Source organism: Streptomyces hawaiiensis, from assembly GCF_004803895.1.
GTDB classification, from domain to species: domain Bacteria; phylum Actinomycetota; class Actinomycetes; order Streptomycetales; family Streptomycetaceae; genus Streptomyces; species Streptomyces hawaiiensis.
In genome coordinates, this window is the sequence record NZ_CP021978.1 from 6,562,550 (window position 1) to 6,588,274 (window position 25,725).

General features: G+C 70.6%; 22 protein-coding genes and 1 pseudogene. 13 read left to right on the forward strand and 10 right to left on the reverse strand.

Annotation, left to right across the window (positions count from 1 at the left end):
- Nucleotides 1-81: 81 nt before the first annotated feature.
- From CEB94_RS30270 to CEB94_RS30290, 5 genes are all read left to right on the forward strand, one after another.
- On the forward strand, nucleotides 82-1,257 hold the full coding sequence (locus CEB94_RS30270) for an alginate lyase family protein (RefSeq protein ID WP_175435191.1): 1,176 nt from the start codon (nucleotides 82-84) through the stop codon (nucleotides 1,255-1,257).
- 177 nt (nucleotides 1,258-1,434) lie between these two features.
- The gene (locus CEB94_RS30275) at nucleotides 1,435-3,978 is read left to right on the forward strand and encodes a sensor histidine kinase (protein ID WP_175435192.1); all 2,544 of its coding nucleotides are present in this window, start codon (nucleotides 1,435-1,437) and stop codon (nucleotides 3,976-3,978) included.
- Complete coding sequence (locus tag CEB94_RS30280; RefSeq protein WP_175435193.1) at nucleotides 3,975-4,655, forward strand: response regulator; 681 nt, start codon at nucleotides 3,975-3,977, stop codon at nucleotides 4,653-4,655. The genes CEB94_RS30275 and CEB94_RS30280 overlap by 4 nt, the downstream gene beginning before the upstream one ends.
- A 130-nt stretch (nucleotides 4,656-4,785) precedes the next feature.
- Entirely contained in the window at nucleotides 4,786-5,184 is a 399-nt protein-coding gene (locus CEB94_RS30285) for an OB-fold nucleic acid binding domain-containing protein (protein WP_175435194.1), read from the forward strand.
- A 3-nt stretch (nucleotides 5,185-5,187) separates the two neighbouring features.
- Nucleotides 5,188-5,919: a DUF3159 domain-containing protein gene (locus CEB94_RS30290; protein ID WP_175435195.1), complete on the forward strand. Its 732-nt coding sequence runs from the start codon at nucleotides 5,188-5,190 to the stop codon at nucleotides 5,917-5,919.
- 73 nt (nucleotides 5,920-5,992) lie between these two features.
- Here CEB94_RS30290 and CEB94_RS30295 read toward each other — a convergent pair whose 3' ends face one another.
- The 3 genes from CEB94_RS30295 to CEB94_RS30305 all read right to left on the reverse strand — a co-directional run bounded on the left by CEB94_RS30295 (nucleotide 5,993) and on the right by CEB94_RS30305 (nucleotide 9,112).
- Nucleotides 5,993-6,667, reverse strand: coding sequence for a potassium channel family protein (locus CEB94_RS30295; protein ID WP_142158687.1), 675 nt, complete (start codon nucleotides 6,665-6,667; stop codon nucleotides 5,993-5,995).
- A complete protein-coding gene (locus CEB94_RS30300) occupies nucleotides 6,667-7,338 on the reverse strand; it encodes a potassium channel family protein (RefSeq protein ID WP_175435196.1) in 672 nt (223 codons plus the stop codon). Before CEB94_RS30300 ends, CEB94_RS30295 begins: the two co-directional genes overlap by 1 nt.
- Before the next feature lie 301 nt (nucleotides 7,339-7,639).
- On the reverse strand, nucleotides 7,640-9,112 hold the full coding sequence (locus CEB94_RS30305) for an MFS transporter (RefSeq protein ID WP_246111950.1): 1,473 nt from the start codon (nucleotides 9,110-9,112) through the stop codon (nucleotides 7,640-7,642).
- Between the two features lie 156 nt (nucleotides 9,113-9,268).
- Between CEB94_RS30305 and CEB94_RS30310 the strand changes: the two genes are divergently transcribed.
- From CEB94_RS30310 to CEB94_RS30325, 4 genes are all read left to right on the forward strand, one after another.
- Entirely contained in the window at nucleotides 9,269-9,997 is a 729-nt protein-coding gene (locus tag CEB94_RS30310) for a TetR/AcrR family transcriptional regulator (RefSeq protein WP_175435197.1), read from the forward strand.
- 97 nt (nucleotides 9,998-10,094) lie between these two features.
- Entirely contained in the window at nucleotides 10,095-11,033 is a 939-nt protein-coding gene (locus CEB94_RS30315) for a PfkB family carbohydrate kinase (RefSeq protein ID WP_175435198.1), read from the forward strand.
- Nucleotides 11,034-11,332: 299 nt separating this feature from the next.
- Nucleotides 11,333-13,384 carry an APC family permease gene (locus tag CEB94_RS30320; protein WP_175435199.1) on the forward strand — a complete coding sequence of 684 codons (2,052 nt, stop codon included), beginning with the start codon at nucleotides 11,333-11,335 and terminating at the stop codon, nucleotides 13,382-13,384.
- Nucleotides 13,385-13,494: 110 nt separating this feature from the next.
- Nucleotides 13,495-14,823: a class I SAM-dependent RNA methyltransferase gene (locus CEB94_RS30325; protein ID WP_175435200.1), complete on the forward strand. Its 1,329-nt coding sequence runs from the start codon at nucleotides 13,495-13,497 to the stop codon at nucleotides 14,821-14,823.
- Between the two features lie 482 nt (nucleotides 14,824-15,305).
- Here the strand turns inward: CEB94_RS30325 and CEB94_RS30330 are convergent, their stop codons facing one another.
- Together CEB94_RS30330 and CEB94_RS30335 are read right to left on the reverse strand one after the other, a co-directional pair.
- Nucleotides 15,306-16,241: an MBL fold metallo-hydrolase gene (locus tag CEB94_RS30330; protein ID WP_246111951.1), complete on the reverse strand. Its 936-nt coding sequence runs from the start codon at nucleotides 16,239-16,241 to the stop codon at nucleotides 15,306-15,308.
- An 11-nt stretch (nucleotides 16,242-16,252) separates the two neighbouring features.
- Nucleotides 16,253-17,578, reverse strand: a complete 1,326-nt coding sequence (locus CEB94_RS30335; protein WP_175435201.1) for an MFS transporter — start codon at nucleotides 17,576-17,578, stop codon at nucleotides 16,253-16,255.
- A 148-nt stretch (nucleotides 17,579-17,726) separates the two neighbouring features.
- Here CEB94_RS30335 and CEB94_RS30340 point away from each other — a divergent pair, with 148 nt between their 5' ends.
- From CEB94_RS30340 to CEB94_RS30350, 3 genes are all read left to right on the forward strand, one after another.
- Nucleotides 17,727-17,933 (forward strand): hypothetical protein, encoded by a 207-nt coding sequence (locus tag CEB94_RS30340; protein WP_031089454.1) that lies wholly within the window; start codon nucleotides 17,727-17,729, stop codon nucleotides 17,931-17,933.
- Entirely contained in the window at nucleotides 17,920-19,311 is a 1,392-nt protein-coding gene (locus tag CEB94_RS30345) for an amidase (protein ID WP_175435202.1), read from the forward strand. The genes CEB94_RS30340 and CEB94_RS30345 overlap by 14 nt, the downstream gene beginning before the upstream one ends.
- 142 nt (nucleotides 19,312-19,453) lie before the next feature.
- Nucleotides 19,454-20,080, forward strand: coding sequence for a TetR/AcrR family transcriptional regulator (locus CEB94_RS30350; RefSeq protein WP_175435203.1), 627 nt, complete (start codon nucleotides 19,454-19,456; stop codon nucleotides 20,078-20,080).
- A 9-nt stretch (nucleotides 20,081-20,089) separates the two neighbouring features.
- Here the strand turns inward: CEB94_RS30350 and CEB94_RS41140 are convergent, their stop codons facing one another.
- The 4 genes and pseudogenes from CEB94_RS41140 to CEB94_RS30370 all read right to left on the reverse strand — a co-directional run bounded on the left by CEB94_RS41140 (nucleotide 20,090) and on the right by CEB94_RS30370 (nucleotide 23,219).
- On the reverse strand, nucleotides 20,090-20,350 hold the full coding sequence (locus tag CEB94_RS41140) for a hypothetical protein (protein WP_246111952.1): 261 nt from the start codon (nucleotides 20,348-20,350) through the stop codon (nucleotides 20,090-20,092).
- Between the two features lie 199 nt (nucleotides 20,351-20,549).
- On the reverse strand, nucleotides 20,550-21,317 hold the full coding sequence (locus CEB94_RS30360; RefSeq protein ID WP_175435204.1) for an SDR family NAD(P)-dependent oxidoreductase: 768 nt from the start codon (nucleotides 21,315-21,317) through the stop codon (nucleotides 20,550-20,552).
- Between the two features lie 79 nt (nucleotides 21,318-21,396).
- Nucleotides 21,397-22,833 carry an MFS transporter gene (locus tag CEB94_RS30365; RefSeq protein WP_175435205.1) on the reverse strand — a complete coding sequence of 479 codons (1,437 nt, stop codon included), beginning with the start codon at nucleotides 22,831-22,833 and terminating at the stop codon, nucleotides 21,397-21,399.
- A 100-nt stretch (nucleotides 22,834-22,933) separates the two neighbouring features.
- A pseudogene (locus tag CEB94_RS30370) lies at nucleotides 22,934-23,219 on the reverse strand (Atu4866 domain-containing protein).
- A 137-nt stretch (nucleotides 23,220-23,356) separates the two neighbouring features.
- On the opposite strand from CEB94_RS30370, the gene CEB94_RS30375 reads away from it, so the two are divergent.
- Complete coding sequence (locus tag CEB94_RS30375; RefSeq protein WP_175435206.1) at nucleotides 23,357-24,208, forward strand: helix-turn-helix transcriptional regulator; 852 nt, start codon at nucleotides 23,357-23,359, stop codon at nucleotides 24,206-24,208.
- Nucleotides 24,209-24,290: 82 nt separating this feature from the next.
- Here CEB94_RS30375 and CEB94_RS30380 read toward each other — a convergent pair whose 3' ends face one another.
- Nucleotides 24,291-25,112, reverse strand: a complete 822-nt coding sequence (locus CEB94_RS30380) for an alpha/beta fold hydrolase (RefSeq protein WP_175435207.1) — start codon at nucleotides 25,110-25,112, stop codon at nucleotides 24,291-24,293.
- Nucleotides 25,113-25,725: the final 613 nt, after the last annotated feature.

Here is a 25,725-nt window from a genome sequence, read left to right on the forward strand (position 1 = left end):
TCTGTACCTACCGTCTCCGTTCAGCGCGCCTGTTCATAAAGGCGCTTCACGTTCATATAGAGGAACGGAAGGCCCCCACGCATGCGCAGAACCGCCCTCCTCGCTGTCTCGGCCGCCCTCGTCGCCGGTGCCCTCACCCGGCCCGCCGACGCCGCTCCCAGCGCCCCCGGTACCTTCGTCCACCCCGGCGTCACCGTCTCCAAGGGCCAGCTGGACTTCACCCGGTCCAAGGTCGACGCCGGTGCCCAGCCCTGGAAGGGCGCCTTCGACCAGATGATGGCGGGCAAGTACGCCGACCTGAACCGCACGCCCAGGCCCCGGGCGGTCGTCGAGTGCGGTTCGTACTCCAACCCCAACCACGGCTGCACCGACGAACGCGAGGACGCGATCGCCGCGTACACCCACGCGCTCGCCTGGTACCTCACCCGCGACGAACGGCACGCCCGCAAGGCGATCGAGCTGATGGACGCCTGGTCCGCCGTGATCAGGGACCACACCCACAGCAACGCGCCCCTGCAGACCGGCTGGGCCGGCTCCTCCTGGCCCAGGGCCGCCGAGATCATCAAGTACACGTACACCGGGAGCTGGGCGGGCTCCGGCCGCTTCGCCACCATGCTCCGCACCGTCTACCTGCCCGAGATCATCAACGGCTCGAACTCCAACGGGAACTGGGAGCTGTCGATGATGGAGGCCGCCGTCGGCATCTCCGTCTTCCTGGAGGACAAGGCGTCGTACGACAAGGCCATGGCGAAGTTCCGCACGCGCACGGCCGCCTACGTGTACCTGGAGTCCGACGGCGCGCTGCCGAGGACCGTGCCGAGCCAGAACCTGAACACCCGGGAGAAGATCGTCAAGTACTGGCAGGGGCAGACGGCCTTCGTCGACGGACTCAGCCAGGAGACCTGCCGCGACTTCACGCACACCGGCTACGGCCTCTCGGCCGTCTCGCACGTCGCCGAGACCAGCCGCATCCAGGGGCAGGACCTCTACGGCACCGACGTGGGCGAGCGGCTGCGGCACGGGCTCGGCTTCCACGCCAGGTACCAGCTCGGCGCCGGTGCCGAGGGCTGGCTTTGCGGCGGCTCCCTGAAGCTCGGGCTCGGGCCGGTGTCCGAGGTCGGGCACAACGCCCTCGCCAACCGTCTCGGGCACGCCATGACCAACACCGCGACCCTGACCCAGCGAGGCCGCCCCGCGGGCAGCAACAACCTCTTCGTCGCCTGGGAGACCCTCACCCACGGCGACAACCCCGCGTGACCCCCTGACCGGCCGGGCGCCGGGCGGGGACCCCGGTGCCCGGTCCACCAGCGGACCGGCCGCGTCAGAGTTGCGTCAAAGTGCGCCCCGGAGCCGTGCCCGGCACCCGTATGGCGCGCTCTTGGGCCGTAGGGTCGACGCTGCGCAGTCGGCAGACCACCGGAAGACAATGGGGCCATGGCACGCGGCAAGCTTCGGATCCACCTCGGCGCGGCACCGGGCGTCGGCAAGACGTACGCGATGCTGTCCGAGGCGCACCGCCGTGTCGAGCGGGGCACCGACTGCGTGGTGGCCTTCGTCGAGCACCACGGCCGGCCCCGCACCGAGGTGCTGCTGCACGGCCTGGAGCAGGTGCCGCGCAGGGAGCTGGAGTACCGGGGCGGGGTCTTCCCCGAGATGGACCTCGACGCCGTCCTGGCCCGCCGTCCCCAGGTCGCCCTCGTGGACGAACTCGCCCACACGAACATCCCCGGCTCCCGCAACGCCAAGCGCTGGCAGGACGTGGAGGAACTGCTCGCCGCCGGGATCGACGTGGTCTCGACCGTCAACATCCAGCACCTGGAATCCCTCGGCGACGTCGTCGAGTCGATCACCGGCGTGCGGCAGCAGGAGACCGTGCCGGACGAGGTGGTACGCCGGGCCGACCAGGTCGAGCTGGTCGACATGACGCCGGAGGCGCTGCGGCGGCGGATGGCGCACGGCAACATCTACCAGCCCGACAAGGTCGACGCCGCCCTGTCGAACTACTTCCGCCCGGGCAACCTGACCGCCCTGCGCGAGCTGGCGCTGCTGTGGGTGGCCGACCGGGTCGACGCCTACCTCACCCAGTACCGCAGCGAGCACCGGGTGTCGCGGATCTGGGGCTCGCGCGAGCGGATCGTGGTCGGTCTGACCGGTGGGCCCGAGGGCCGCACGCTCATCCGCCGGGGAGCCCGGCTGGCCGAGAAGGGCGCCGGCGGCGAGGTGCTGGCCGTCTACATAGCCCGCAGCGACGGGCTGACCTCGGCCTCGCCCAAGGAGCTGGCCCTGCAGCGCACCCTGGTCGAAGATCTTGGCGGAACGTTCCACCATGTCATCGGCGACGACATACCGGCCGCGCTGCTCGCCTTCGCCCGCGGTGTGAACGCCACCCAGATCGTGCTGGGCTCCTCGCGCCGCAAGACCTGGCAGTACGTCTTCGGGCCCGGCGTCGGCGCGACGGTCGCCCGGGAGTCCGGGCCCGACCTCGACGTGCACATCGTCACCCACGACGAGGTCGCCAAGGGCCGCGGGCTGCCGGTGGCCCGGGGCGCGCGGCTCGGGCGGTCCCGGCGGGTGTGGGGCTGGATCGCCGGTGTCGCCGGCCCGCCGCTCCTCGCGGCGCTGCTCAACGCCGTCGACCTCGGCCTCGCCAACGACATGCTGCTGTTCCTGGCGCTGACGGTGGCGGCGGCCCTGCTCGGCGGACTGCTGCCCGCCCTGGCGTCGGCGGCGGTGGGCTCCCTGCTGCTGAACTACTTCTACACACCGCCCCTGCACCGGTGGACCATCGCCGACCCGAGGAACATCGTCGCCATCGTGACCTTCGTGGCGGTCGGCGTGGCGGTGGCCTCCGTGGTCGATCTCGCCGCTCGCCGTACGCATCAGGCGGCCCGGCTGCGGGCCGAGTCCGAGATCCTGTCCTTCCTCGCCGGCAACGTGCTGCGCGGCGAGACCGGCCTGGAGGACCTGCTGGAGCGGGTCCGGGAGACCTTCGGCATGGAGTCCGCGGCCCTGCTGGAACGGGCGGGCGACGTCGAGCCGTGGACCTGCGCCGGCCGCGTCGGTCAGGGGCGTCCCGTCGAGCGGCCCGACCAGGCGGACGTGGACATGCCCGTCGGCGACCACATGGCCCTGGCGCTGACCGGCCGCGTGCTGCCCGCCGAGGACCGCCGGGTGCTGGCCGCCTTCGCCGCCCAGGCCGCCGTCGTCCTGGACCGCCGCCGGCTCCGCGAGGAGGCCGGCCGGGCCCGCACGCTCGCCGAGGGCAACCGCATCCGCACGGCGCTCCTGGCCGCCGTCAGCCATGACCTGCGGACCCCCCTCGCCGGGATCAAGGCCGCGGTGACCTCCCTGCGCTCCGAGGACGTCGAGTGGTCCGAGGAGGACCGCGCCGAGCTGCTGGAGGGCATCGAGGAGGGCGCCGACCGGCTCGACCACCTCGTCGGCAACCTGCTCGACATGTCCCGGCTCCAGACCGGCACCGTCACCCCGCTGTTCCGCGAGATCGACCTCGACGAGGTGGTGCCGATGGCGCTCGGCGGTGTGCCCGAGGGCAGCGCCGGCCTGGACGTGCCCGAGACCCTGCCCATGGTCGCCGTGGACCCCGGGCTGCTGGAGCGGGCGATGGCCAACCTCGTCGAGAACGCCGTCAAGTACAGTCCGCCCGGAGCGCCCGTGATGGTCGCCGCCAGCGCGCTCGCCGACCGGGTCGAGGTGCGGGTCGTCGACCGGGGGCCCGGTGTCCCCGACGAGGCCAAGGAGCGCATCTTCGAGCCTTTCCAGCGCCACGGCGACGCACCGCGCGGCGCGGGCGTGGGTCTGGGACTCGCGGTGGCGCGCGGCTTCGCCGAGGCCATGGGCGGCACCCTGAACGCCGAGGACACCCCCGGCGGCGGGCTCACCATGGTCCTCACGCTCCGCGTGGCCGGAACCCGCCCGGAGCTCCACCCCGCGGCAGAACCGGAAAGGCAGGCCTCATGACCCGCGTCCTCGTGGTCGACGACGAGCCGCAGATCGTGCGCGCCCTCGTGATCAACCTCAAGGCACGCACGTACGAGGTCGACGCGGCCCACGACGGGGCCACCGCCCTCCGGCTCGCCGCCGCCCGCCATCCCGACGTGGTCGTCCTCGACCTCGGGCTGCCCGACATGGACGGCGTCGAGGTGATCAGGGGCCTGCGCGGCTGGACCCGGGTGCCGATCCTGGTGCTGTCCGCCCGGCACACCTCCGACGAGAAGGTCGAGGCGCTGGACGCGGGTGCCGACGACTACGTCACCAAGCCGTTCGGCATGGACGAGCTGCTGGCCCGGCTGCGGGCCGCCGTACGCCGGGCCGAACCCGGCGGCGGTGAGGGCGACGTGATCGTCGACACCGGCGAGTTCACCGTCGACCTGGCCGCGAAGAAGGTCAACCGCGTCGGCAAGGACGTACGGCTGACCCCCACCGAGTGGCACCTGCTGGAGGTCCTCGTGCGCAACAGCGGCCGCCTGGTCGGGCAGAAGCAGCTGCTCCAGGAGGTGTGGGGGCCGTCGTACGGGACGGAGACGAACTATCTGCGCGTGTACATGGCGCAGTTGCGGCGGAAGCTGGAGGCGGATCCCTCCCACCCGAAGCACTTCATCACTGAGCCGGGGATGGGGTATCGCTTCGAGAAGTGAGCGGTGCGGCTCACGGCCGGGGTCCGGGGGTCGGCTCCCGGGGATGCGGTATCCCCGAGCCGGGGATGGGGCATCGCTTGGAGAAACAGGCTTCTCGCCCTTCGTCAGCACGCCCCGGTACGCTTCAGACATGAGTGCTGTTCCCCGATCCGAAAAGCCGGTGGGCCGTTTCCGGCGCATGCTCGACCGGCTCTCCTCGTCGCAGGAGGACCTGGAGTCCGAGGAACTGCGCGAAGACAGCGAGACGGCCGGCTGCATCCGGATCGGAGACTGTCAGGACCGCCAGATAGTGACGGTTACTGGTACCTTGCGCACGGTCACCCTTCGGCCGCGCGCCGGAGTACCGGCCCTGGAGGCCGAGCTGTTCGACGGCTCCGCCGCGCTGGACGTGGTGTGGCTCGGCAGGCGCTCCATCGTGGGGATAGAGCCGGGGCGCAAGCTGATCGCGTCGGGCCGGATCTCGATGAGCCGGGGCCGCAGGGTGCTGTTCAATCCCAAGTACGAACTGAGACCCCTCGGACGGGAGTAGCCGGTGACGTCGCTCGACAAGCCGACCGAAGAGACATCTGCGGACGACGCCCGGGCGGTGACCGAGGCCGCCCTGTTCGAGGCGTTCGGCGGCGTGCGGGGCATGGTGGAGACGGTGTTGCCCGGCCTCCTCTTCGTCACCATCTACACGATCAACAAGGACCTGCATCTGTCGGCGATCGCGGCGCTGGCCGTGTCGCTGGTGCTGGTCGCGGTCCGGCTGGTGATGAAGGACACCGTCAAGCACGCCTTCAGCGGTGTCTTCGGCGTGGCCTTCGGTGTCGTCTTCGCGATGATGACCGGCAACGCCAAGGACTTCTACCTGCCCGGCATGCTCTACACGCTGGGTCTGGGCCTCGCCTACATCATCACCACCCTGTGCGGGGCGCCGCTGATCGGGCTGATCCTCGGCCCGGTCTTCAAGGAGAACCTCTCCTGGCGCACGCGGAACCCGGGCCGCAAGAAGGCGTACGCGAAGGCCAGCTACGCCTGGGGCGCGATCCTGCTCGCCAAGTGCGCGATCCTCTTCCCGCTGTACTGGTGGGCCGACACCACCCAGCTGGGCTGGGTCCTGGTCGCTCTGAAGATCCCGCCCTTCCTGCTCGCGGTGTACCTGACGTGGGTGTTCCTCGCGAAGGCGCCCGCGCCGATCGACGTGTTCGCCGAGATGGAGGCGGAGGAGAAGGCGGCCGAGGAGCGAGAGCGGCAGGCTGCCGCCCGGTCCGCCGAGCAGTGAACCCCCAGAGCTGACGAAGGGGGCGTCCCGAACACTCGGGACGCCCCTTCCGCTTGCTCCCGCGCGGACGCGCTCAGCTCGCCGCGTTCCGCCGTACCGACAGCAGGTCCTCCAGCTGCTCCTCGCGGGCCTGGGCGGCCACGAAGAGGAGTTCGTCGCCGGCCTCCAGGGAGTCCTCCCGGGAGGGGGTCAGGACACGGTTGCCGCGGATGATCGTCACCAGGGACGTGTCCTGCGGCCACTCGACGTCGCCGACCTGCGTGCCGGCCAGCGCCGACTCCTCCGGCAGGGTCAGCTCGACCAGGTTGGCGTCGCCGTGGCTGAAGCGCAGCAGACGGACCAGGTCGCCGACGCTCACCGCCTCCTCGACCAGGGCCGACATCAGACGCGGGGTGGAGACGGCGACGTCCACGCCCCAGGACTCGTTGAACAACCACTCGTTCTTGGGATTGTTCACACGGGCGACGACGCGCGGGACGCCGTACTCCGTCTTGGCGAGGAGCGAGACGACCAGGTTCACCTTGTCGTCGCCGGTCGCGGCGATCACGACGTTGCAGCGCTGGAGCGCGGCCTCGTCCAGGGACGTGATCTCGCAGGCGTCGGCGAGCAGCCACTCCGCCTGCGGGACGCGTTCGACCGAGATGGCGGTCGGCGCCTTGTCGATCAGCAGGACCTCGTGGCCGTTCTCCAGCAGTTCGCCCGCGATCGAGCGGCCGACGGCGCCGGCTCCGGCAATGGCGACCCTCATCAGTGACCGCCCTCCTCTTCGGGACCCTTGGCGAACGCCGCCTCGACCTTGTCGACCTCGTCGGTGCGCATCATCACGTGCACCAGGTCGCCCTCCTGCAGCACCGTCTGCGAGGTGGGCAGGACCGCCTCGCCGAGCCGGGTCAGGAACGCGACGCGCACGCCGGTTTCCTCCTGCATCCGGCTGATCTTGTGGCCGACCCAGGCGGCGGAGGTGTGCACCTCGGCGAGCTGGACGCCGCCGGTGGGGTCGCGCCACAGCGGCTCGGCGCCGGAGGGGAGCAGGCGGCGCAGCATCTGGTCGGCCGTCCAGCGGACCGTCGCGACGGTGGGGATGCCCAGACGCTGGTAGACCTCCGCGCGGCGGGGGTCGTAGATGCGGGCGGCGACGTTCTCGATGCCGAACATCTCGCGGGCCACACGAGCGGCGATGATGTTGGAGTTGTCACCGCTGGAGACGGCGGCGAAGGCGCCGGCCTCCTCGATGCCGGCCTCGCGCAGGGTGTCCTGGTCGAAGCCGACACCGGTGACCCGGCGGCCGCCGAACGAGGAGCCCAGCCGGCGGAAGGCGGTGGGGTCCTGGTCGACCACGGCGACCGTGTGCCCCTGTTGCTCCAGGTTCTGGGCCAGCGCGGAACCCACCCGTCCGCAACCCATGATGACGATGTGCATGGCCTCACACCACGCTTCCCGCAGACCTTCCGGCCTGCGTCAGTGTTCTGCTCATGTCTCTCTCTCGGCTCGCCGGGCAGCACTTCGCGGCCTTCTGTGCGGGCCGCCAGGCACCATCATGCCGGGGAACGCCGGGTGTGATCCCGTTCGGTGTCCGCACGCCCGGCCGATCGCCTGTGTCCAACGTATAGGCAAGGCCGGGGGGACCCACCAGGACCCTCGGGTCTCGCAGGGCCCAGGCCCCGGTGGGCGTCGCGCAGCGGGAACTCGGCTGGTCCCTCCTCCGTCGGGCGGGCCGGCCTCAGCGGGTCGTCTCGACCACCGCTTCAGGACGGGAGGTTCGGGATCCGCCTCGTGAGAGGAGGCCGACGAGGAGAGCGCCGCCCACGAGGATGCCGAAGGCCGCCCAGAGTGCCACGGTGTAGCCCTGCACCGTCCCGGCGCTGACGGAGTCCGTGCCGTTCCCGTGGTCCTCGAGGTACGACGTGGTGACGCTCGTCGCGATGGAGTTGAGCAGCGCGGTGCCGAACGCGGCTCCCACCTGCTGCACCGTGTTGTACGCCGCCGACGCGACACCCGCCTCGGCGGGGTCGAGCCGGACGGTCGCCGTGTTCGTCGCCGTCGCGAGCAGGCAGCCGAGACCGATGCCGGTGAGGATCATGGACGGCGTGAGGTACACCGCGAACACGTGGGAGCTGCCCACCTCCAGCTGCGTGAGGATCAGCATCCCGGCGGCGGACGACAGCAGGCTGCCCGCGATCAGGACGTCGGGGGCGGTCCGGCGGTGCAGCCTGCCGGCGATGAGCAGCGCGCCGACCGTGGTGCTCACGGCGTTCACCAGCAGCGTCATGCCCGCCTTGACCGGCGAGTAGCCGAGGATGGTCTGCGTGTAGTAGCTCACGAACAGGTAGAAGCCGAACATCGCGGCGAACATCAGGAACACGGAGACGAACGCCGTGCCACGGACTCGGTGGAACAGGATCCGCAGCGGCAGCAGCGGATGCCGCGTCCTGGCCTCCACCAGCACGAACAGGGCCAGCAGGAGCACACCGCCGATGAGCGGGGCGAGCACCGTCGGATCGCCCCAGCCGTGGGGCTCCGCGCGGGTGAAGCCGTAGACCAGAAAGACGAGGCCGGCGGCGCTGAGCAGCACCCCGGGAACGTCCAGGCCGCGCAGGTTGCCGCCCGGGCGGTCGCGCAGGACGAGCGGGACGCCGATCAGGGCGATCGCGGTCATGGGGATGTTGATGTAGAGACACCAGCGCCAGGTGGCGTACTCGGTGAGCAGCCCGCCCGCCACGACGCCGAGGGCCGCTCCGCCCGCGCCGACACCGGCGAAGACACCGAAGGCCTTCGCGCGCTCGCGCCCGTCGGTGAACGTGAGGATGAGCAGCGACAGCGCCGCCGGCGCCAGCAGCGCGGCGAAGACGCCCTGCCCGGCACGCGCCGCGAAGAGGGTGCCGGTGTTGCCCGCCGCGCCGCCGAGCGCGGAGGCCAGCGCGAAGCCGACCAGGCCGATGGCGAAGGCCCGCCGGTGGCCGATCGCGCCGCACACGCGCCCGCCCAGAAGCAGCAGACCGCCGAAGGCGAGGGCGTAGGCCGTGATCACCCAGTGGCGGTCGGTGTCGGTCATGCCCAGGGTCTCCTGGGCCGAGGGGAGTGCGATGTTCACGATGGTGGCGTCCAGCACGACCATCAGCTGGGCAAGGCTGACGACCGGGAGGGTCCACCAGCGCTTCTTGGACTCAGGGGATAACGGGACTTCTTGCTTCATGTCCGGCACGGCCTCTCGTACGATGGTCGGGTGACTCGAACATTGGTCTAGTGAAGACGACCCTACCGCTTGCTCGCCGTCGGGGAGCGGGCCCCGGCGTGCAAGACTCGCCCCGAACACTCAGTGACGCGATGTGCACCCTCGGGGGTGAGCCGCGTGGATCCGGAGGTGGACGTCATAGCGGGCAAGGAACGCTCGAGGGGGCAGGCCGGTGCCGGGATCGGCAACGTCTGGCTGCGCTCCCCGCGGGGCAACAAGGGAGAACCACCGCTGACGCGGGAACGCATCGTCCAGGCCGCGGTCGCCCTGCTGGACGAGGAGGGGATGGACCGGCTCACCATGCGTCACCTGGCCGAACGGCTTCAGGTGGGTGCCACGACCCTGTACTGGCATGTGGCGACCAAGGGTGACGTCATCGACCTGGCGGTCGACGCCATCTTCGGGGAGACCTCGCTCCCGGACCAGCGCGCCGAGAATCCGCGGGACGACATCGTGGTGCTGGTCAATACCTGGCGGCAGGCGATGCTGCGGCACCCCTGGGCGGCCACCCTGCCCGCGCGGCAACGGCCCCTGATGGGGCCGAACTTCCTGGCCTGGATGGAGTTCCTGCAGTCCGGTCTGGTGCGTGCCGGACTGACCGGCAAGCGGCTCAACGCCGCGACGTGGGCGCTGTACAACCACGTGATGGGTGCCACCGCCACGCAGTCCAGCCTTCAGCTCTCCGCCGAGGACGCCAGGCGGGGACAGGAGTACCTGGAAAGCCGGCGCGACCAGTACCCGACCGTCGCGGCGAACAACTACATCTGCGATGCGGACTGGGACACCAGCTTCACCGTGGGGCTGGGGCTGCTGCTCGACGGCATCGAAGCGCAGACCAGGAGCTGAGGCCGAACGCCCCGGGGCACCTCCCGGGGCGCCGGTGGAATCAGGCCATGGGCTCTCAGGGCCCTTCGGTGGACGACGTGCGGGGGAACGGAAGGCCATGAGCCACGAGATCGACGTCCTGGTGCTGGGCGGCGCGGGTGTGGACACGATCGTGCACGTGCCCGAGCTGCCCGTGCCGTTCGCGGACAGCCACATGATCCGGCCCGGGATCGTGACGCGGGCGGGCCAGAGCGGGGACTTCGTGGCACTCGGGACGAGCGCGCTGGGCCTGCGCACGCACCACCTCGACCTGCTCGGCGACGACCCCGAGGGCGACCTCGTCCGGGCGCTGCACCAGGAACACGGCATCGGGCTCACCGCCGTCCCGCAGCCGCTCGGCACCAAACGCGCGGTGAACCTTGTCGGCCCCGACGGCAGGCGGCTGTCCCTCTACGACGCGACCCGGGCCGCCGACACGGACCGGCTGCCCGAGGCCACGGTGCGCGCACTCGCGGCCGCCAGTCGGCACGCCCACGTCGTCATCACCCAGCCGTGCGCCCACGCGCTGCCCGACCTGCGTGAGGCCGGCCTCACGATCTCCACCGACCTGCACGACTGGGACGGCTCCAACCCTTACCACGAGCCCTTCGCCCACCAGGCCGACCTGGTCTTCCTGTCCAGCACGGCCCTGACCGACCCGGAGCGGACCATGCGGCGGATCACCGAGCGCGGCAGGGCCCGGATCGTCGTCGCCACGGCCGGGGCGGACGGGGCGTACCTGCTGGCCGACGGAGACCTCACCCACGTACCCGCCGCCCCACCCCCGGCCCCGGTCGTCGACTCCAACGGCGCGGGCGACGCCTTCGCCGCCGCGTTCCTCCACGCCTGGCTGCACGGCGCCCCACCCCACCGCAGCGCCCTGCACGGCACGGTGGCCGGCGCCTACGCCTGCACGATCCCGTCGACCCGGGCCGCCGCCATCGGACGGGAGGAACTGAGCGCGGGCGTGGCGGGGCTGGAACGGTCCGGGCAACCGGGGGCCGCCCCGCACTCCTAGCGCGCCCCCGGCGACACGTCCTTGCGGCGGCTGATGCTGCGCACGCTCGCCAGCGTCAGGATTCCGAGGGCGACGAGGGTGGCCGCGGCGCCGATCAGCTGGGCGGGGGTGTGCATGGGACCTCCAGGGGCGGCAACGGCCGTGAGACGGACAGGGCTTAGTCATATAGGCATGGGAAGCGAGTGACCTGCGGAATCCGCAGCCGCACGGGCCTGTGAATTCACTCGGAGAGCAGACGGAACGCCGATGAGGGGTGGCGGGTGGGCGACCCCGCAATCGAACGCCTACGATCCTCTGTTGTGTCCAAACTGACCGACGTGCCCAAACGGATCCTGATCGGGCGCGCACTGCGCAGCGACCGGCTGGGCGAAACGCTCCTGCCGAAGCGCATCGCACTCCCCGTATTCGCCTCCGACCCGCTGTCCTCCGTTGCGTACGCGCCCGGCGAGGTCCTGCTGGTCCTGTCGATCGCGGGTGTGACGGCGTACCACTTCAGCCCGTGGATCGCCGTCGCGGTCGTCGTGCTGATGTTCACCGTGGTCGCCTCGTACCGGCAGAACGTGCACGCCTACCCCAGTGGCGGCGGCGACTACGAGGTCGCGAACACCAACCTCGGTCCCAAGGCGGGCCTGACGGTCGCCAGCGCGCTGCTCGTCGACTACGTCCTCACCGTCGCCGTGTCGATCTCCTCCGGCATCGAGAACCTCGGCTCCGCGATCCCCTTCGTCGTCGAGCACAAGGTCGCCTGCGCGATCGGTGTGATCGTGCTGCTGACGCTGATGAACCTGCGCGGTGTGCGCGAGTCGGGCACGCTGTTCGCGATTCCGACGTACATCTTCGTCGCGGGCGTCTTCACCATGATCGCGTGGGGCGCCTTCCGCGGACTGGTCCTGGACGACACCATGCGGGCACCGACGGCGGACTACGTCATCAAGCCCGAGCACCAGGGCCTGGCCGGCTTCGCCCTGCTCTTCCTGCTGCTGCGCGCCTTCTCCTCCGGCTGCGCCGCCCTCACCGGCGTCGAGGCGATCTCCAACGGCGTCCCGGCCTTCCGCAAGCCCAAGTCGAAGAACGCCGCGACCACCCTCGCGGCGATGGGCCTGCTGGCCGTCACCATGTTCTGCGGCATCATCGCGCTGGCCGCGGCCACCGACGTCCGCATGGCCGAGAACCCGGCCAGGGACCTCGTCCACAACGGCGTCCCGCTCGGCCCGGACTATGTGCAGCACCCGGTGATCGCACAGGTCGCGGAGGCCGTCTTCGGCGCGGACAGCATCCTGTTCATCGTCCTGGCCGCCGCCACCGCGCTGGTGCTGTTCCTCGCCGCCAACACCGCCTACAACGGCTTCCCGCTGCTCGGCTCGATCCTCGCCCAGGACCGCTACCTGCCGCGCCAGCTGCACACCCGCGGCGACCGGCTGGCCTTCTCCAACGGCATCGTGCTCCTCGCCGGCGCCGCCGGACTGCTGGTGGGGATCTACGGCGCCGACTCCACACGCCTGATCCAGCTGTACATCGTCGGCGTGTTCGTGTCCTTCACGCTCAGCCAGACCGGCATGGTCCGGCACTGGAACCGCCACCTGGCCACCGAGAAGGACCAGGCCAAGCGCCGCCACATGATCCGCTCCCGCGCCATCAACGCCTTCGGCGCCTTCTTCACCGGCCTCGTGCTGGTCGTCGTCCTCCTCACCAAGTTCACGCACGGCGCGTGGGTCGCCCTGCTCGGCATGGTGATCTTCTACGCGACGATGACGGCCATCCGTAAGCACTACGACCGGGTCGCCGCCGAGATCGCCGCCCCCGAGGGCCCGAGCGACGACAGCGTACGGCCCTCCCGCGTCCACTCGGTCGTGCTGATCTCCAAGATCCACCGCCCGGCACTGCGCGCTCTGGCCTACGCCAAGCTGATGCGCTCGGACACCCTGGAGGCCCTCAGCGTCAACGTCGACCCGGTGGAGACCAAGGCCCTGCGCGAGGAGTGGGAGCGCCGCGGCATCGACGTACCGCTGAAGGTCCTGGACTCGCCCTACCGCGAGATCACGCGGCCGATCATCGAGTACGTCAAGAGCCTGCGCAAGGAATCGCCACGGGACGCGGTGTCCGTGATCATCCCCGAGTACGTCGTCGGCCACTGGTACGAGCACCTGCTGCACAACCAGAGCGCCCTGCGGCTGAAGGGCCGGCTGCTGTTCACGCCCGGGATCATGGTCACCTCGGTGCCGTACCAGCTGCAGTCCTCCGAGGCGGCCAAGCGGCGGGCCCGCAGGCAGCAGGACTGGAACGCGCCGGGGTCGGTGCGGCGCGGTCCCGCGCAGGTGCGTTCGAAGGAGTCCACCGAGCACAAGTCGTGAGCCGACGGCTCGTGTGAAACGGCCGGGTGACAGCCACGTAGACTGGTGGGCTGTTGTCCGGCCGCATCCGTTCGGCCCTTGCCCCTCACGCGCTTTGGAGTCACCCCGCCATGCAGGCAGAACCGAGGAAATCGCTGGTGGGGGAGGAGTACGAGGTCGAGATCGGCCCCGTCGCCCACGGCGGTCACTGTATCGCCCGCACGTCCGAGGGCCAGGTGCTGTTCGTACGGCACGCGCTGCCCGGTGAGCGGGTCGTGGCGCGGGTGACGGAGGGCGAGGAGGGCGCGCGGTTCCTGCGCGCCGACGCCGTGACCGTGCTCGACGCCTCCAAGGACCGGATCGACGAGCCCTGCCCGTTCGCCGGCCCCGGACGCTGCGGCGGCTGCGACTGGCAGCACGCCAAGCCGGGCGCGCAGCGGCGCCTGAAGGCCGACGTCATCGCCGAACAGCTCCAGCACCTCGCCGGGCTCACCCCGGAGGAGGCCGGCTGGGACGGCACGGTGCTGCCCGCCGAGGGCGACAAGGTGCCCGCGGGCCAGGTCCCCGCGTGGCGCACCCGCGTCCAGTACGCCGTCACCGCCGACGGCCGGGCGGGCCTGCGCCGGCACCGCTCCCACGAGGTGGAGCCGATCGACCACTGCATGATCGCCGCGGAGGGCGTCAGCGAGCTGGGCATCGAGAAGCGGGTCTGGACGGGCATGGACTCCGTCGAGGCGATCGCGGCGACGGGCTCCCAGGACCGCCAGGTGATCCTCACGCCGAAGCCGGGCGCGCGCCTCCCGCTGGTCGAACTGGACCGCCCGGTCTCCGTCCTGCGCGTGGACGAGCGCTCCGGCGGTGTCCACCGCGTCCACGGCCGCCCCTTCGTCCGCGAACGCGCGGACGGCCGCACGCACCGCGTCGGCAACGGCGGCTTCTGGCAGGTCCACCCGAAGGCCGCGGACACCCTGGTGACCGCCGTCATGCAGGGCCTGCTGCCGCGCAAGGGCGACATGGCCCTCGACCTGTACTGCGGCGTCGGCCTCTTCGCCGGCGCCCTCGCCGACCGCGTCGGAGACCAGGGCGCGGTCCTCGGCATCGAGTCCGGCAAGCGGGCGGTGGAGGACGCGCGGCACAACCTCGCCGAGTTCGACCGCGTCCGCATCGAACAGGGCAAGGTCGAGAGCGTGCTGCCGCGCACGGGCATCGAGGAGGTCGACCTGATCGTCCTCGACCCGCCGCGCGCGGGGGCCGGCCGCAAGACGGTGGAGCATCTGGCCTCGCTGAGCGCGCGGCGGATCGCGTATGTGGCGTGCGATCCGGCTGCGTTGGCGCGGGATCTGGGGTACTTCCGGGATGGGGGGTATCGGGTGCGGACGCTTCGGGCGTTTGATCTGTTTCCGATGACGTCGCACGTGGAGTGCGTGGCGATTCTTGAACCTGCCGCAAAGGGCGCCTGACCTGCGGTTGTGCGGACCAGGTGGGTCGTTCGACCTGTTTCCCTCCGTACAGCGGGTCGGGCAGACGCACTGCTTGTTCAAACTCGCCTGACCTGCGGTTACAGGGTGTGGCGGGATTCGTACGAACGATGTCGGCGACGGGCATTCATCATTCTTGACGCTCGAATGACGCTCGATTCGTGAGACTGAAGCAGGGCCGCGTTGCTCGGCCGGCGATGGGCGAGTGGGGCCGGCAGGTTGCCCTCGTTCGCGACGCGTCGGCGTGACTGTCGCCCACGAGGGACAGCCGACAGCCGGCTTACGCAAAGGGCGCAAGCCGGTGATCGGTCGTAACTTCCCCCGGCCCCATCGATGACGACGGAGCGCATGCCGGAGGAGTCTCATAGCCGCTTCCGGGCCGTCCGGTCGCGGACGCCCAGGACGTCACCCGCACGAACCGGTGCGACTCGGTGCGCGGCACGTCCCGGGTGCTGCGATCCGCTTCAGCCGCCGATGGGCGTGACCCTCGAGGGAGCCGGGACCAGTCGATACCCGCCGTCCTCGCGTCGCACGTGTCCGGCGGTCGGCGGCGGGAAGTGGCTCCCAAGCAGGAGAGTTGACGTACCGGCCAGTGAGTCGAGCACCTGGTTCCGGGTCCTGGCCGCGAGTTCGGGAGCGACGTCCACACAGCTGCAGAGCTCCGGATGCGCCATCTGGACCGGGTGGTGGATGCTGTCGCCGGTGACCAGTGCGGTCTCGCCACGGCTGCTCAGTTCCACCGCTACCTGCCCCGGTGTGTGGCCGGGGGTGGGCAGCAGACGGATGCCCGGCGCGACGTCCGTGCCCTCGTCCGCGACATCGATGAGGTCGAACAGACCTGCTTCCCGGACAGGATGGACCGAGTCCCGGAACATCTGCCGACGCGCCTCCTCCATGTCCACACCCGCCCAGTAGTCCCACTCGGTGCGTGAGGTGAGATAGCGCGCGTTCGGGAAGGTGGGCACCCAGGCGTCGCCCTCGGCACGCGTGTTCCACCCCACGTGGTCGGCGTGGAGGTGGGTCAGGACCACGACGTCAACGCTCTCCGGCGCGAAGCCCGCCGTCCGTAGCCGTGCTGCGTAGTCGCTGTTCAGGTTGTGCCAGGCAGGGTTGGCGCGCCGCTTCCCGTTTCCGATGCCGGTGTCCACCAGCACCCGCATGCCGTCCACCTCGACGGCGAAGCTGTGACTCGCCAGGCGCAGGACGCCTTGTTCGTCGGTGAATTCGGGGCTCAGCCAGGGAGTCCGGCTCACGAGGTCGGTGGTTGCCCCGGGCAGCAGCCACGGACCGGTCTGGGCGGGCAGGACCACTTCGTCGATGCGTCGTACGGTGTGGTTGCCCACCGTCCACGAAGAGGCGGGGGGAGTGGTGGACTTAATCGTCTGCGATGGGGTGAACACGGCGACTTTCCTTACCTTTTATGGGTCGCGAGGACGGAGATATCTGGAGCGGGTGTGTCGGGTGAGGCCGATGTGTAGTTGCTCGTTGCCGGGCCGGAGTGGGCCTCCGAGGACGGTGTCCGGCGCCGACTGCGCAGCGGCGCGGTCAGCGTCGCGACTGCGACGGTCGCCAGTACGGCCACGTAGCCGGCATAGGCCAGTGCTGCCGCACGCAGTCCGAAGCCGGCGGTGAGGGCGCCGGCGCCGATGGCGGGCAGACTCATCGCCAGGTAGCTGAGTACGTAATAGGAGGCGAGCGTGCCCCCCTTCTCCCGGGCCGGTACCGAGTCGACGACCGCGCGCAGCGCACCCTGGGAGACAGCTCCGAAGCCGAACCCGGCCAGCGCCGCCCCGGTGAAGACAAGTACGGGGTCGGCGAGATAGAGGGCACCCAGGGTCAGGACGGCCGCCGGAATCACCGCGCAGCTCCCAAGAAGAGAGGAGACGTCGGCACGCATCCTGCGCGTGAAGTACACCGTCGGGGCGGCGACGGCCGTCAGCGTGAAGAAGACCAGTCCGCCGGCGTATTCGGGTCCGTCGGGGGAGATGAGCCGTGTGAAGCCCGGCCCCAGGGACGAGTAGAAGCCGCCGAGTGCCCAGACGGCGACGACGCCGGCGCCGTTGAGCAGGAGAGCGTGGGCGGCCGCCGACGGCAGCGCCAGGTGGGGCCGCGTCGAGCGCAGTGCTCCGGGACGGCGGCGGACGGTCTCGGACGTCGAGACCAGGGCGATGGCCTGCGCGGCGAACACGGCGGTCAGGGCCGCGTACACCGTGATCGCCGGAACGGGGGCGAAGCGCACCATGAGGGTGGCTGCCAGGACGCCGGCCGCCATGCCCGTCACCGGCGCGATGCTGTTGGCCAGAGCGGGGCGCCCCGGCCGGGCGGGGTCTTCCAGGTCGAGGAGAGCCGCACCCGCTGCACCGGTCGCCGCGCCGGTCGCGATGCCCTGCAGCACGCGGGCGCCGATCAGGGTGGTCAGGCCGTCGGCCGTCGCGAACAGTGCCATGGAGGCGACCTGGACCGCGAGCGCGCCCAGGAGCACGGGGCGGCGTCCGACGTGGTCGGAAAGGGTTCCGGTCGTCAGCAGCGCGATCAGGAGTGCCAGAGCGTAGGCGCTGAAGACCACCGTGATGTCGAGGGCCGACAACTGCCACTGAGCCTGGTAGTGGGGGTACAGCGGGGTCGGCGCGCTGGATGCGGCGAGCAGCGCGATGAGGATCGAGGTGTGCAATGCGAACGGCAGGCGTCCGGATGGGGAGGTGCGGGGAGGCGTGAGGCCCGCGGGGACGCTCTGCATGAGGGTCCTTCCCGTACTAAAAGCGATTGGTTTGCTTTAAGGCACCGTAGGTCCTACGATCGGCTAAAGCAAATGATTCGCGTTTACGGTGGTCGGAGGTCCTGTACCAGCCCCGGCCCGTCGCGCCGCACAGATCCGGAAGGAAGCCATGACCAGCGAACTCACCCCCCAAGAGGCAGCCCGAGGGGCGCTGCGGGCGGGGCTCCCCCTCGGGGACGGCCGACATGAAGAAGTGGCCATGACGGCCAACTACATCCACTCCGTGATCAGCACGTTGCGCGAGCTCGATTTCGGCGAGACCCCTCCCGCGTCCTCCTACCGAGCCGGACAGGGGAACGCCGATGCAACCGTTTGAGCTGTCGCTGACCGAAGCCTCCCGTGCGGTGCGCGCACGGGAGCTGTCCCCCGTCGAACTCACCGAATCGGTGCTCGCCCGTATTGCCGCCGTCGAAGAACGGCTGGGCGCCTACGTCACCGTCGCCGCCGACGCGGCCCTGGCCGCAGCGGTCCGCGCCGAACGGGAGATCTCCGCAAGCGGACCGCGTGGGCCGCTGCACGGGATCCCCATGGCGCTCAAGGATCTGATCGACGCTGAGGGGATACCCACCACGGCGAGTTCGCACGTCCGGACAGGGCACGTGGCGGAACGCGACAGTCGGGTGGCCGAACGGCTCGGCGCCGCCGGGGCCGTCCTCCTGGGCAAGACGCACACGCACGAGTTCGCCTACGGCCTGACCACTCCGCAGACGAACAACGCCTGGGACCACAGCCGGGTCGCGGGAGGGTCGAGCGGCGGCTCGGCGGTAGCCGTCGCCGCCGGCGGGGCGACGTTCGCCATGGGCACGGACACGGGCGGTTCCATCCGGGTGCCTGCGGCCCTGAACGGCGTGGTGGGCCTCAAGCCGACCTACGGCCTCCTCCCGCGATCCGGCGTGACCTCGCTGTCCTGGTCCCTGGACCATGTGGGCCCTCTCACCCGCACCGTCCAGGACGCCGCGCTGGTGCTGTCGGCGACCGCCGGCCACGACCCGCGCGACCCGGCGAGCGTGTCCGGCCCCATGCTGGACCGCTTCCCGGGAGGCGACCTGCGAGGACTGAAGGTCGGCGTACCGCGGAACCACTACTTCGACCGGGTCACGCCCGAGGTCGAGGAGTCCGTACGCGGCGCGATCGAGCGGCTGGCGGAGCTGGGGGCGGAGCTCGTCGACGTCGAGATCCCGATGGCGCGCTACATCCAGGCCGTTCAGTGGGGGCTCATGGTTCCCGAGGCCACGGCGTACCACGAGCGGTCGCTGCGGGCCACCCCCGACCTGTACGCGGCGGACGTTCGCATCCTGCTGGAGGCCGGCGAACTCACCTCTGCGGGCGACTACCTCCGCGCCCAACGGGCCCGCACCATGATGCGAGACGCCTGGGCTCGCATGTTCGACGGAATCGACGTCCTCGCCGCGCCGACGGTGCCGATGACCGCCGCCGAGGCGGGGCAGGAAGCCGTCGAGTGGGCCGATGGCACGACCGAGGCCGTGTCGGACAGCTACGTCCGCCTCTGTGCCCCCGCCAACATCACCGGCGTCCCGGCCCTCACCCTGCCGGTCGGTCACGACCGCGCCGGACTGCCGATCGGTATGCAGCTGATGGCGCGCCCCTTCCGCGACGCGACGGTGCTCCGTGTGGGCCGGGTCTACGAGGAGTCGGTGGCCGGCGCGGGGCGGCTTGCTCCCCTCGCCGCCTGAGGGAGGGCGGACGTGTCAGCCGACATGCGGTTGCGCCGCCGCAGGGGCGTCCGCCGTGCTCGGGCGCCCGGATACGTAGCCCTGCGGGTCGCCGACGCCGGCCATCGGCTAGAAGCAACAAATTCGCATTAAGGTGGATCGCATGAGTCCCAAGCCCATGGCCCGCCCCGGCGGGCGCAGCGCACGCGTACAGGAGTCCGTCCATGCGGCGGTACGTGAACTCGTAGGGGAGGTGGGCCGCGACGCGCTCACGGTCCCGATGGTGGCCACTCGGGCGGGCGTGACCCCCTCCACGATCTACCGTCGTTGGGGCGACCTGCAGGAACTCCTGTCCGACGTGGCTGTCGAACGACTGCGCCCGGAAACGGATCCGGCCGATCTCGGAAGCCTGCGGGCCGATCTCGACGCGTGGGCGGAACAGTTCCTCGACGAGATGGCCTCACCGCCCGGGCGCGCCTACATCCGGGACGCCCTGCTCGGCGACCCCGACGGCACCAATGCCGGTCAGTGTTCGGCGTATGCCGCAGAGCAGATCGACGCCGTGTTGGCCCGTGCGGTGCAGCGGGGGGAGCCGGTGCCCGAAACGGAACTGCTGATCGACCGTGTCGTGGCGCCGATCATGTACCGCATCCTCTTCCGCCCCGGCCGACTGGACGCCGCATACGCGCGCGAGCTCGTGACGAACGCCGTGTACGCCCTGCAGATCGAGGCCGGCGCTCGCCCCACCCAGGCCGCCGCCCCGCGGCGCTCGAAGAAACCCGACAGCTGACCACTTCGCTCATCGGGCGGTCTGGCCACCGGGCCGTGGAGGCCAAGTGGTTGGCTCGGTCCGGTCGGCGAGGGCCCCGATCAGCGGCGGGCCGCAGACGAAGCCGCCGTAGCCGATCGAAGTGATCACCCCGGCCCGGGCGGCCGCGTGGGCGGGATCGTCCGAGCCGGCGCTCAGGCTGAGGGGAGCCGAAGCGCTCCACCAGGCGGTCGGTAGTCGCGCCGGGTAGTCGGGGGACCTCGCCAGCAGGCGGAAGCTGCGGTTGTTCACCTGCCCGGGCCGGCGACCGGGCCGAGCGTCTGCACGATGGCTGCCCGGATCTCCGCACGCGGTTCCCGTTCCGTGGACAGCGGCGTGTGCATGATCATTCCCGCCCTTCGGATGTTTCCTTCTCGGGCATAAGCACAAAGCACATTACGTAAGGAACGAATGTTCTCATCGTGTCGCTTGTCCGCGGGCGGACGACGGATCAGGCGGCGGTGAAGCCGCCGTCCGCGGGGAGAACGGCGCCCGTGACGAAGGCGGACCGCGGGGAGACCAGGAAGCACAGGACTTCCGCGATCTCGCGGGGCTGCGCCACCCTGCCCAGGGGGTGGACGTCCGCGAAGGACGCGAGATAGGCGCGGCTGTCGGGGCGGAAGGTGTCGAGGAAGTCGGTCTCGACAACGCCTGCGGCGACGAGGTTCGCGCGGATGCCCAGGGGGCCGCCCTCCAGTGCCAGCACCTTGGTCAGCTGGGCGAGAGCCCCCTTCGATGCGCTGTAGGCGACCCCTTCGGGCAGGCCGACCGTGGACGCGTACGAACCGGTACTGACGATGGCGCCGCCGCCGCGCTCCTCCATGGCCCGGAAGGCTTCGCGGGCGAAGAGGAAGGCACCGCGGGCGTTGACGTCCATCACGCTGTCCCAGTCCCGTGCAGTGGTGTGCGTGACGGGCTTGTTCAGGGTGCGTCCGGCGTTGTTGACCAGGATGTCCAGTCCGCCGAAGGCGTCGACGGCGGCACCTACCGCCCGGGTGGCGGATTCTTCCGCGGTGACGTCGCCGGTCACGGTCACGACCCCGGGCAACTCTTCCGAGAGAACGGCGAGTTCGGGACGTGTGTCGAGGGCGACGACGTGTGCGCCGCGGGTGTGGAGGAGGGATGCGGTCTCCTTGCCGATACCGCGTGCGGCGCCGGTGACGAGGGCCGTCTTCCCGGCGAACTCGGCGGCTCCGGTGGACGGGGTCGTGGATATCATTTGGGTGCTCCCTGGTGGGGTCGGGTCGGGGGTCCGTGCGCGGTCACGGACGGCTTCGTGGCCGAAAGGGGGGCCGTCGTCAGTGGTCCCGGCTGTCGGGCCGGTGCCGGATGAGGAGCGCGGCGCCCAGGCCGAAGAGCACGGTGGCGACGATGACGCCGGTACCGAGGCCGTAGCCCCCCAGGGGGTCACCCCGGTTCGTGCGCTGTCCGGCTTCGACGACCGCAGTGACGAGGGCGAGGACGACGGCACCGCCGATCTGCATGAAGGTGTTGAGCAGGGCTCCCGCCAGCCCTTGGTCACGGTCCGGCACCCCGGTCACGGCGCTCATGTTCAGCGCGGGAAAGGTCGCCGCGGTGCCGATCCCGTTGACGACCATGACGGGCAGGACCACGGTGAGGAAGGAGCTGTGGGGGCCGATCCGGAAGAACAGCGCGTAGGACAGCGCGAGGAGCAGCATCCCGGCGGCGATCATCCTGTGCGTTCCGAACCGGGCGGCGAGCCGCCCCGCGAACGGCGCCAGCGCGCCGTTGGCGAGGCCCAGCGGGACGAAGGCACCGGCGGTCTGCAACGGCGACCAGTCCAGCACGTTCTGCAGGTAGAGCGTGGCGAGGAACGCGAACGATGTGTAGGCGCCCCACATGGCGAAGATCGTCAGGTTGGCGCCGGCGGTCGTGCGCCGGGTGAGGAAGGACAGCGGGACCAAGGGCCTGCGTGTGCGGGACTCGACCCGCGCGAACAGGCCGAGCAGACCGGCCGCGGCGAAGAGGAGAACGAGGGTGCGGGCGGACACCCAGCCGTGCGACGGAGCCTGGGTGAGGGCGTAGACCAAGAGCACCAGGGCTCCGGTGGCCGTCAGCGTGCCAGGAACGTCCATCTTCTCGCGAACGCTGCCCCGGGGGTCCGCCGGGAGCAGGCGCAGCCCCGCGACCAGCGCGCCCACAGCGATGGGCACAGGGAGCGCGAAGACCAGCCGCCACGACAGTTCGGTCAGTACGCCGCCGAGAACGAGTCCGCCGATGAAGCCGCAGGCGCCGGCGGTGGCGTACCAGCCGAGGGCACGGCCGCGCCGCGGACCCTCCGGCCAATTGGTGGTGATCAGAGAAAGAGCCGCCGGGGCCAGGAAGCCCGCGGCGACCCCCTTCACCAGCCGCGCCACGACCAGCACGCCACCGGTCGGAGCGAGCGCTCCCAGCACGCTCACCACGCCGAAGACGGCGACCGCGGTCAGGAAAGCGCGTCGCCGGCCGAACAGATCGGCGACCCGGCCGCCCAGGAGGAGGAACCCGCCGTAGCCGAGGGCGTAGGCGGACACGACCCACTGCAAGGAGCCCGAAGCCATGCCCAGGTCACGCTGGATCGCGGGCAGGGCCACGCCCACGTCCGAAAGGTCTATGGCGTCCATGAAATGAGCCGCGCACAGCACCAGCAGGGCCGGCATGCCGGGTGGCGGGCAGACCTCCGCAACGGCCCCGGTTCCGTCGGCGCCCGTGGCGATCTCGTCGGTCTGCTTCATTGCTCTGCCTTCCTTATGTGACGGGGCGGCGGCCAGGGGCCCCCACCGCGGCGGACTCCGTTTCCGTGGGCGTGAGAAACGAGGACGCCGGCGCGCCTTCTCACGAGGGCTTCTCCGTCCGGTCCTCGCGGTAGAGCACGAGGTGTTCGTGGTGGAGCACGCCGTCCCTGATGTCGCCCGTGGCGGTGAAGCCGGTGTCGTCGTAGTCGAGGTGGTCGCCGGTCACCGTGTACCGGCCGGTGTACGCGCTGCGCCGGTCTCCCCGGTCCTCGTCGTAGCGCCCGTCCGGCAACAGCTCCTGGGCGGATCTGACCGCCCGCGGTCATCCACATGCCGGCCACGTCGGCATGCCCGGAATCGCGGCCGCTCCGCGCATCGCCTGTCATCACATTGCCTTCCTCGGTGGGTGCGGGTGTCTTGCCCGACCGAGTCTGCGCAGGTCATCGCGGGTGTACCAGGGTGCTCTCTGCCTGGGTGCGGCACACCCAGGCAGAGAGCGGAGCCACTGCCTAGCCTGGAGGCCATGGACGACAACCATCTCGGGGGATTCCTCCGCGCGCGCCGTACCCACCTGCGGCCACAGGACGTCAACATGGCGAGTCACGGCGTACGCAGGGTCGCCGGACTGCGCCGCGAGGAGGTCGCCGTCCTGGCCGGCGTGAACGCCGACTACTACACCCGGCTGGAGCAGGGCCGCGAGCGCCATCCCTCGCCACAGGTGCTGGACGCGCTCAGCCGTGCCCTCCTGCTCGACCGGGACGCCCGCGGCCACCTGCGCCGCCTGGCCGGAGTGTCACCGGACGGCCAAGGCTCCCTCCACACCACCGAGCACGTCGGTCCCGCGCTGCGTCAGCTGATGGACGGCTACCCGCACACCCCGGCGTTCGTGATGAGCCGCACCCTCGACCTCCTGGCCGCCAACGCCCTGGCCGACGCGCTTTACGCCCCCTTCACTCCCGCGGACAACCTGGCCCGCATGACCTTCCTCGACCCAGCCGGACGGGTGTTCTACCAAGACTGGGACCGGGCCGCCCAGGCCGCCGTCGCCAATCTGCGCCAGGCGAGCGGCTTCGACCCCGAGCACCCACGTCTGCGAGACCTGGTGGGCACACTGACCGAACACAGTGCCGCATTCCGGCGGCTGTGGGCGCAGCACACCGTGCGCGGAAAGACCCAGGACGCCAAGCAACTTCTCCACCCGGATGTCGGCCCTCTCGCCCTCACCTACCAGTCTTTCGACGTCCGGGACGCCCCGGGCCAGCAACTCGTCATCTATCACGCCGAACCGGGCAGCCCCTCCGCGCATGCCCTGGCCCTTCTCGGCTCCCTGTACGCCGACGGCAGGCGGAACCCGTCCCGTTCCGCCGGACAGTGAGACCCGTGGCGCGCCCCCGAACAGGAGGGTTCGTGCTCGCGGGTGTCTTCGGGCCGGATCAGCCGCTCGGCCGCCCCGCAGCTCAGGCTGATGCGAAACCAGATGTCAGGCAGGCCAACAACTGGCCGGGCGCGTCTTCCTGGAGGAGGTGGCCGGCGTCATCGATCCAGTGCAGTTCGGCGTGCGGAACGCGTTCGTGCAGCCACTCGGCGTACTCCGGAGGGAGAATGCGGTCGTCACGGCCCCAGAGGATCCGCACTGGAATCGACACACCGCCCAGCAGGTGCTCGTACGCGGCCGTGTCCGCCTGCCTGATCTGGCTGTATTGACGGTAGAACGCCGGCTGCCCTGCCTCCCCCCGCCACGGCGCGAGGAACGTGTCGAGGATTCCCGGCCGGAAGCCGACGTGCGTGGCGTGCCGCAGATGGCTTGCGACCAGCGCTTCGTGGGCGTAGGCCGGAAGCTTGCGGAAGACTTCCTCGTGCTCCAGGAAGAGCCGGAACAGTCCCCGCTCCCACTCGCCGCCGCTCACCGCGTCGAAGAGGGTCAGGTCCCGATAGTTCCTCTCCTCCAGCAGCAGGGTCCGCAGCGCTACCGCCCCGCCGATGTCGTGAGCCACGACGCTGGGGCGGGACAGTCCCCAGTGGTCGAGCAGCTGAGCGAAGTTCCTTGAGTGAGCCGCGAGGCTCAGGTCTTGGCTCTCGTGCTGCTCGGACTGGCCGAAGCCGAGATGGTCGAAGAAGAAGACCGTGCGGGTACGGGCGAGCGCGGGAGCGATGTCGCGCCACAGGAAGGAGGAGTACGGCGTGCCGTGCACCAGTACGAGTGGGTCTCCGCTGCCCAAGGCCCCCCACCGCACCACCCCTCCGGGTGTCTCGAATCCCTCGTCCAGCGTCCAGTCCACCACTTCTCTCCTCTCCTGCCTCGTGAGCACCACCTTCCACGCGGAGCGCTCTTCGATGCCTCAACAGCAAGAACCTGCCGCATTCCCTGAGCCTCGGGCTCGGCAGCTTCATCTTTTGTCTGGTCTTGTCTGGTCGGGTGGGTGGCGCCCCTCCGTCGCGGTCATCGTGGGGGAGCGGTGACGCTCATTTGACGCTCCGGACGTTCAGCAGACCGCCGAAGGGTCCCAGAAAGCTCACCTGACCTGCGCATTCTCGAGGCGTCTACCGATGCGACATTCTTCCGATGACGCATCATGTGGAGGGCGTGGCGATTCTGGAGCCTGCCGCGGAGGGGCTCTGACCTGCGGGTTCTGCTGGATGGTCCAGGCGTGGCGGGTACGCTCGATTTGTTTCCCGAAGTCCATCGCGTGGAGTGCGTCGCAGGCTCGCGCCACATGCCTCACCTGCTGCTTCGAGCAGCGGGGTGCGGGCGATGAGCGCTCTGCCTCGGCTTCGTGAGGGGCGGTTGGGGGCATATCTTGACGTTCGTTCGACGCTGCTTCTGATGGGGCGTCACGGCGCTCGTTCGACTGGCTGTCAAGCCCGCGAAGGTCCTGGTCGGCGTTCGCGGTG

Excerpts from the sequence above, each read along its gene's own strand:
- CEB94_RS30270 (WP_175435191.1), top strand. The coding sequence starts at position 82 with ATGCGCAGAACCGCCCTCCTCGCTGTCTCGGCCGCCCTCGTCGCCGGT.
- CEB94_RS30275 (WP_175435192.1), top strand. The coding sequence starts at position 1,435 with ATGGCACGCGGCAAGCTTCGGATCCACCTCGGCGCGGCACCGGGCGTC.
- CEB94_RS30280 (WP_175435193.1), top strand. The coding sequence starts at position 3,975 with ATGACCCGCGTCCTCGTGGTCGACGACGAGCCGCAGATCGTGCGCGCC.
- CEB94_RS30285 (WP_175435194.1), top strand. The coding sequence starts at position 4,786 with ATGAGTGCTGTTCCCCGATCCGAAAAGCCGGTGGGCCGTTTCCGGCGC.
- CEB94_RS30295 (WP_142158687.1), bottom strand. The coding sequence starts at position 6,667 with ATGAGGGTCGCCATTGCCGGAGCCGGCGCCGTCGGCCGCTCGATCGCG.
- CEB94_RS30300 (WP_175435196.1), bottom strand. The coding sequence starts at position 7,338 with ATGCACATCGTCATCATGGGTTGCGGACGGGTGGGTTCCGCGCTGGCC.
- CEB94_RS30305 (WP_246111950.1), bottom strand. The coding sequence starts at position 9,112 with ATGAAGCAAGAAGTCCCGTTATCCCCTGAGTCCAAGAAGCGCTGGTGG.
- CEB94_RS30315 (WP_175435198.1), top strand. The coding sequence starts at position 10,095 with ATGAGCCACGAGATCGACGTCCTGGTGCTGGGCGGCGCGGGTGTGGAC.
- CEB94_RS30325 (WP_175435200.1), top strand. The coding sequence starts at position 13,495 with ATGCAGGCAGAACCGAGGAAATCGCTGGTGGGGGAGGAGTACGAGGTC.
- CEB94_RS30335 (WP_175435201.1), bottom strand. The coding sequence starts at position 17,578 with ATGCAGAGCGTCCCCGCGGGCCTCACGCCTCCCCGCACCTCCCCATCC.
- CEB94_RS30340 (WP_031089454.1), top strand. The coding sequence starts at position 17,727 with ATGACCAGCGAACTCACCCCCCAAGAGGCAGCCCGAGGGGCGCTGCGG.
- CEB94_RS30345 (WP_175435202.1), top strand. The coding sequence starts at position 17,920 with ATGCAACCGTTTGAGCTGTCGCTGACCGAAGCCTCCCGTGCGGTGCGC.
- CEB94_RS30350 (WP_175435203.1), top strand. The coding sequence starts at position 19,454 with ATGAGTCCCAAGCCCATGGCCCGCCCCGGCGGGCGCAGCGCACGCGTA.
- CEB94_RS30360 (WP_175435204.1), bottom strand. The coding sequence starts at position 21,317 with ATGATATCCACGACCCCGTCCACCGGAGCCGCCGAGTTCGCCGGGAAG.
- CEB94_RS30365 (WP_175435205.1), bottom strand. The coding sequence starts at position 22,833 with ATGAAGCAGACCGACGAGATCGCCACGGGCGCCGACGGAACCGGGGCC.
- CEB94_RS30375 (WP_175435206.1), top strand. The coding sequence starts at position 23,357 with ATGGACGACAACCATCTCGGGGGATTCCTCCGCGCGCGCCGTACCCAC.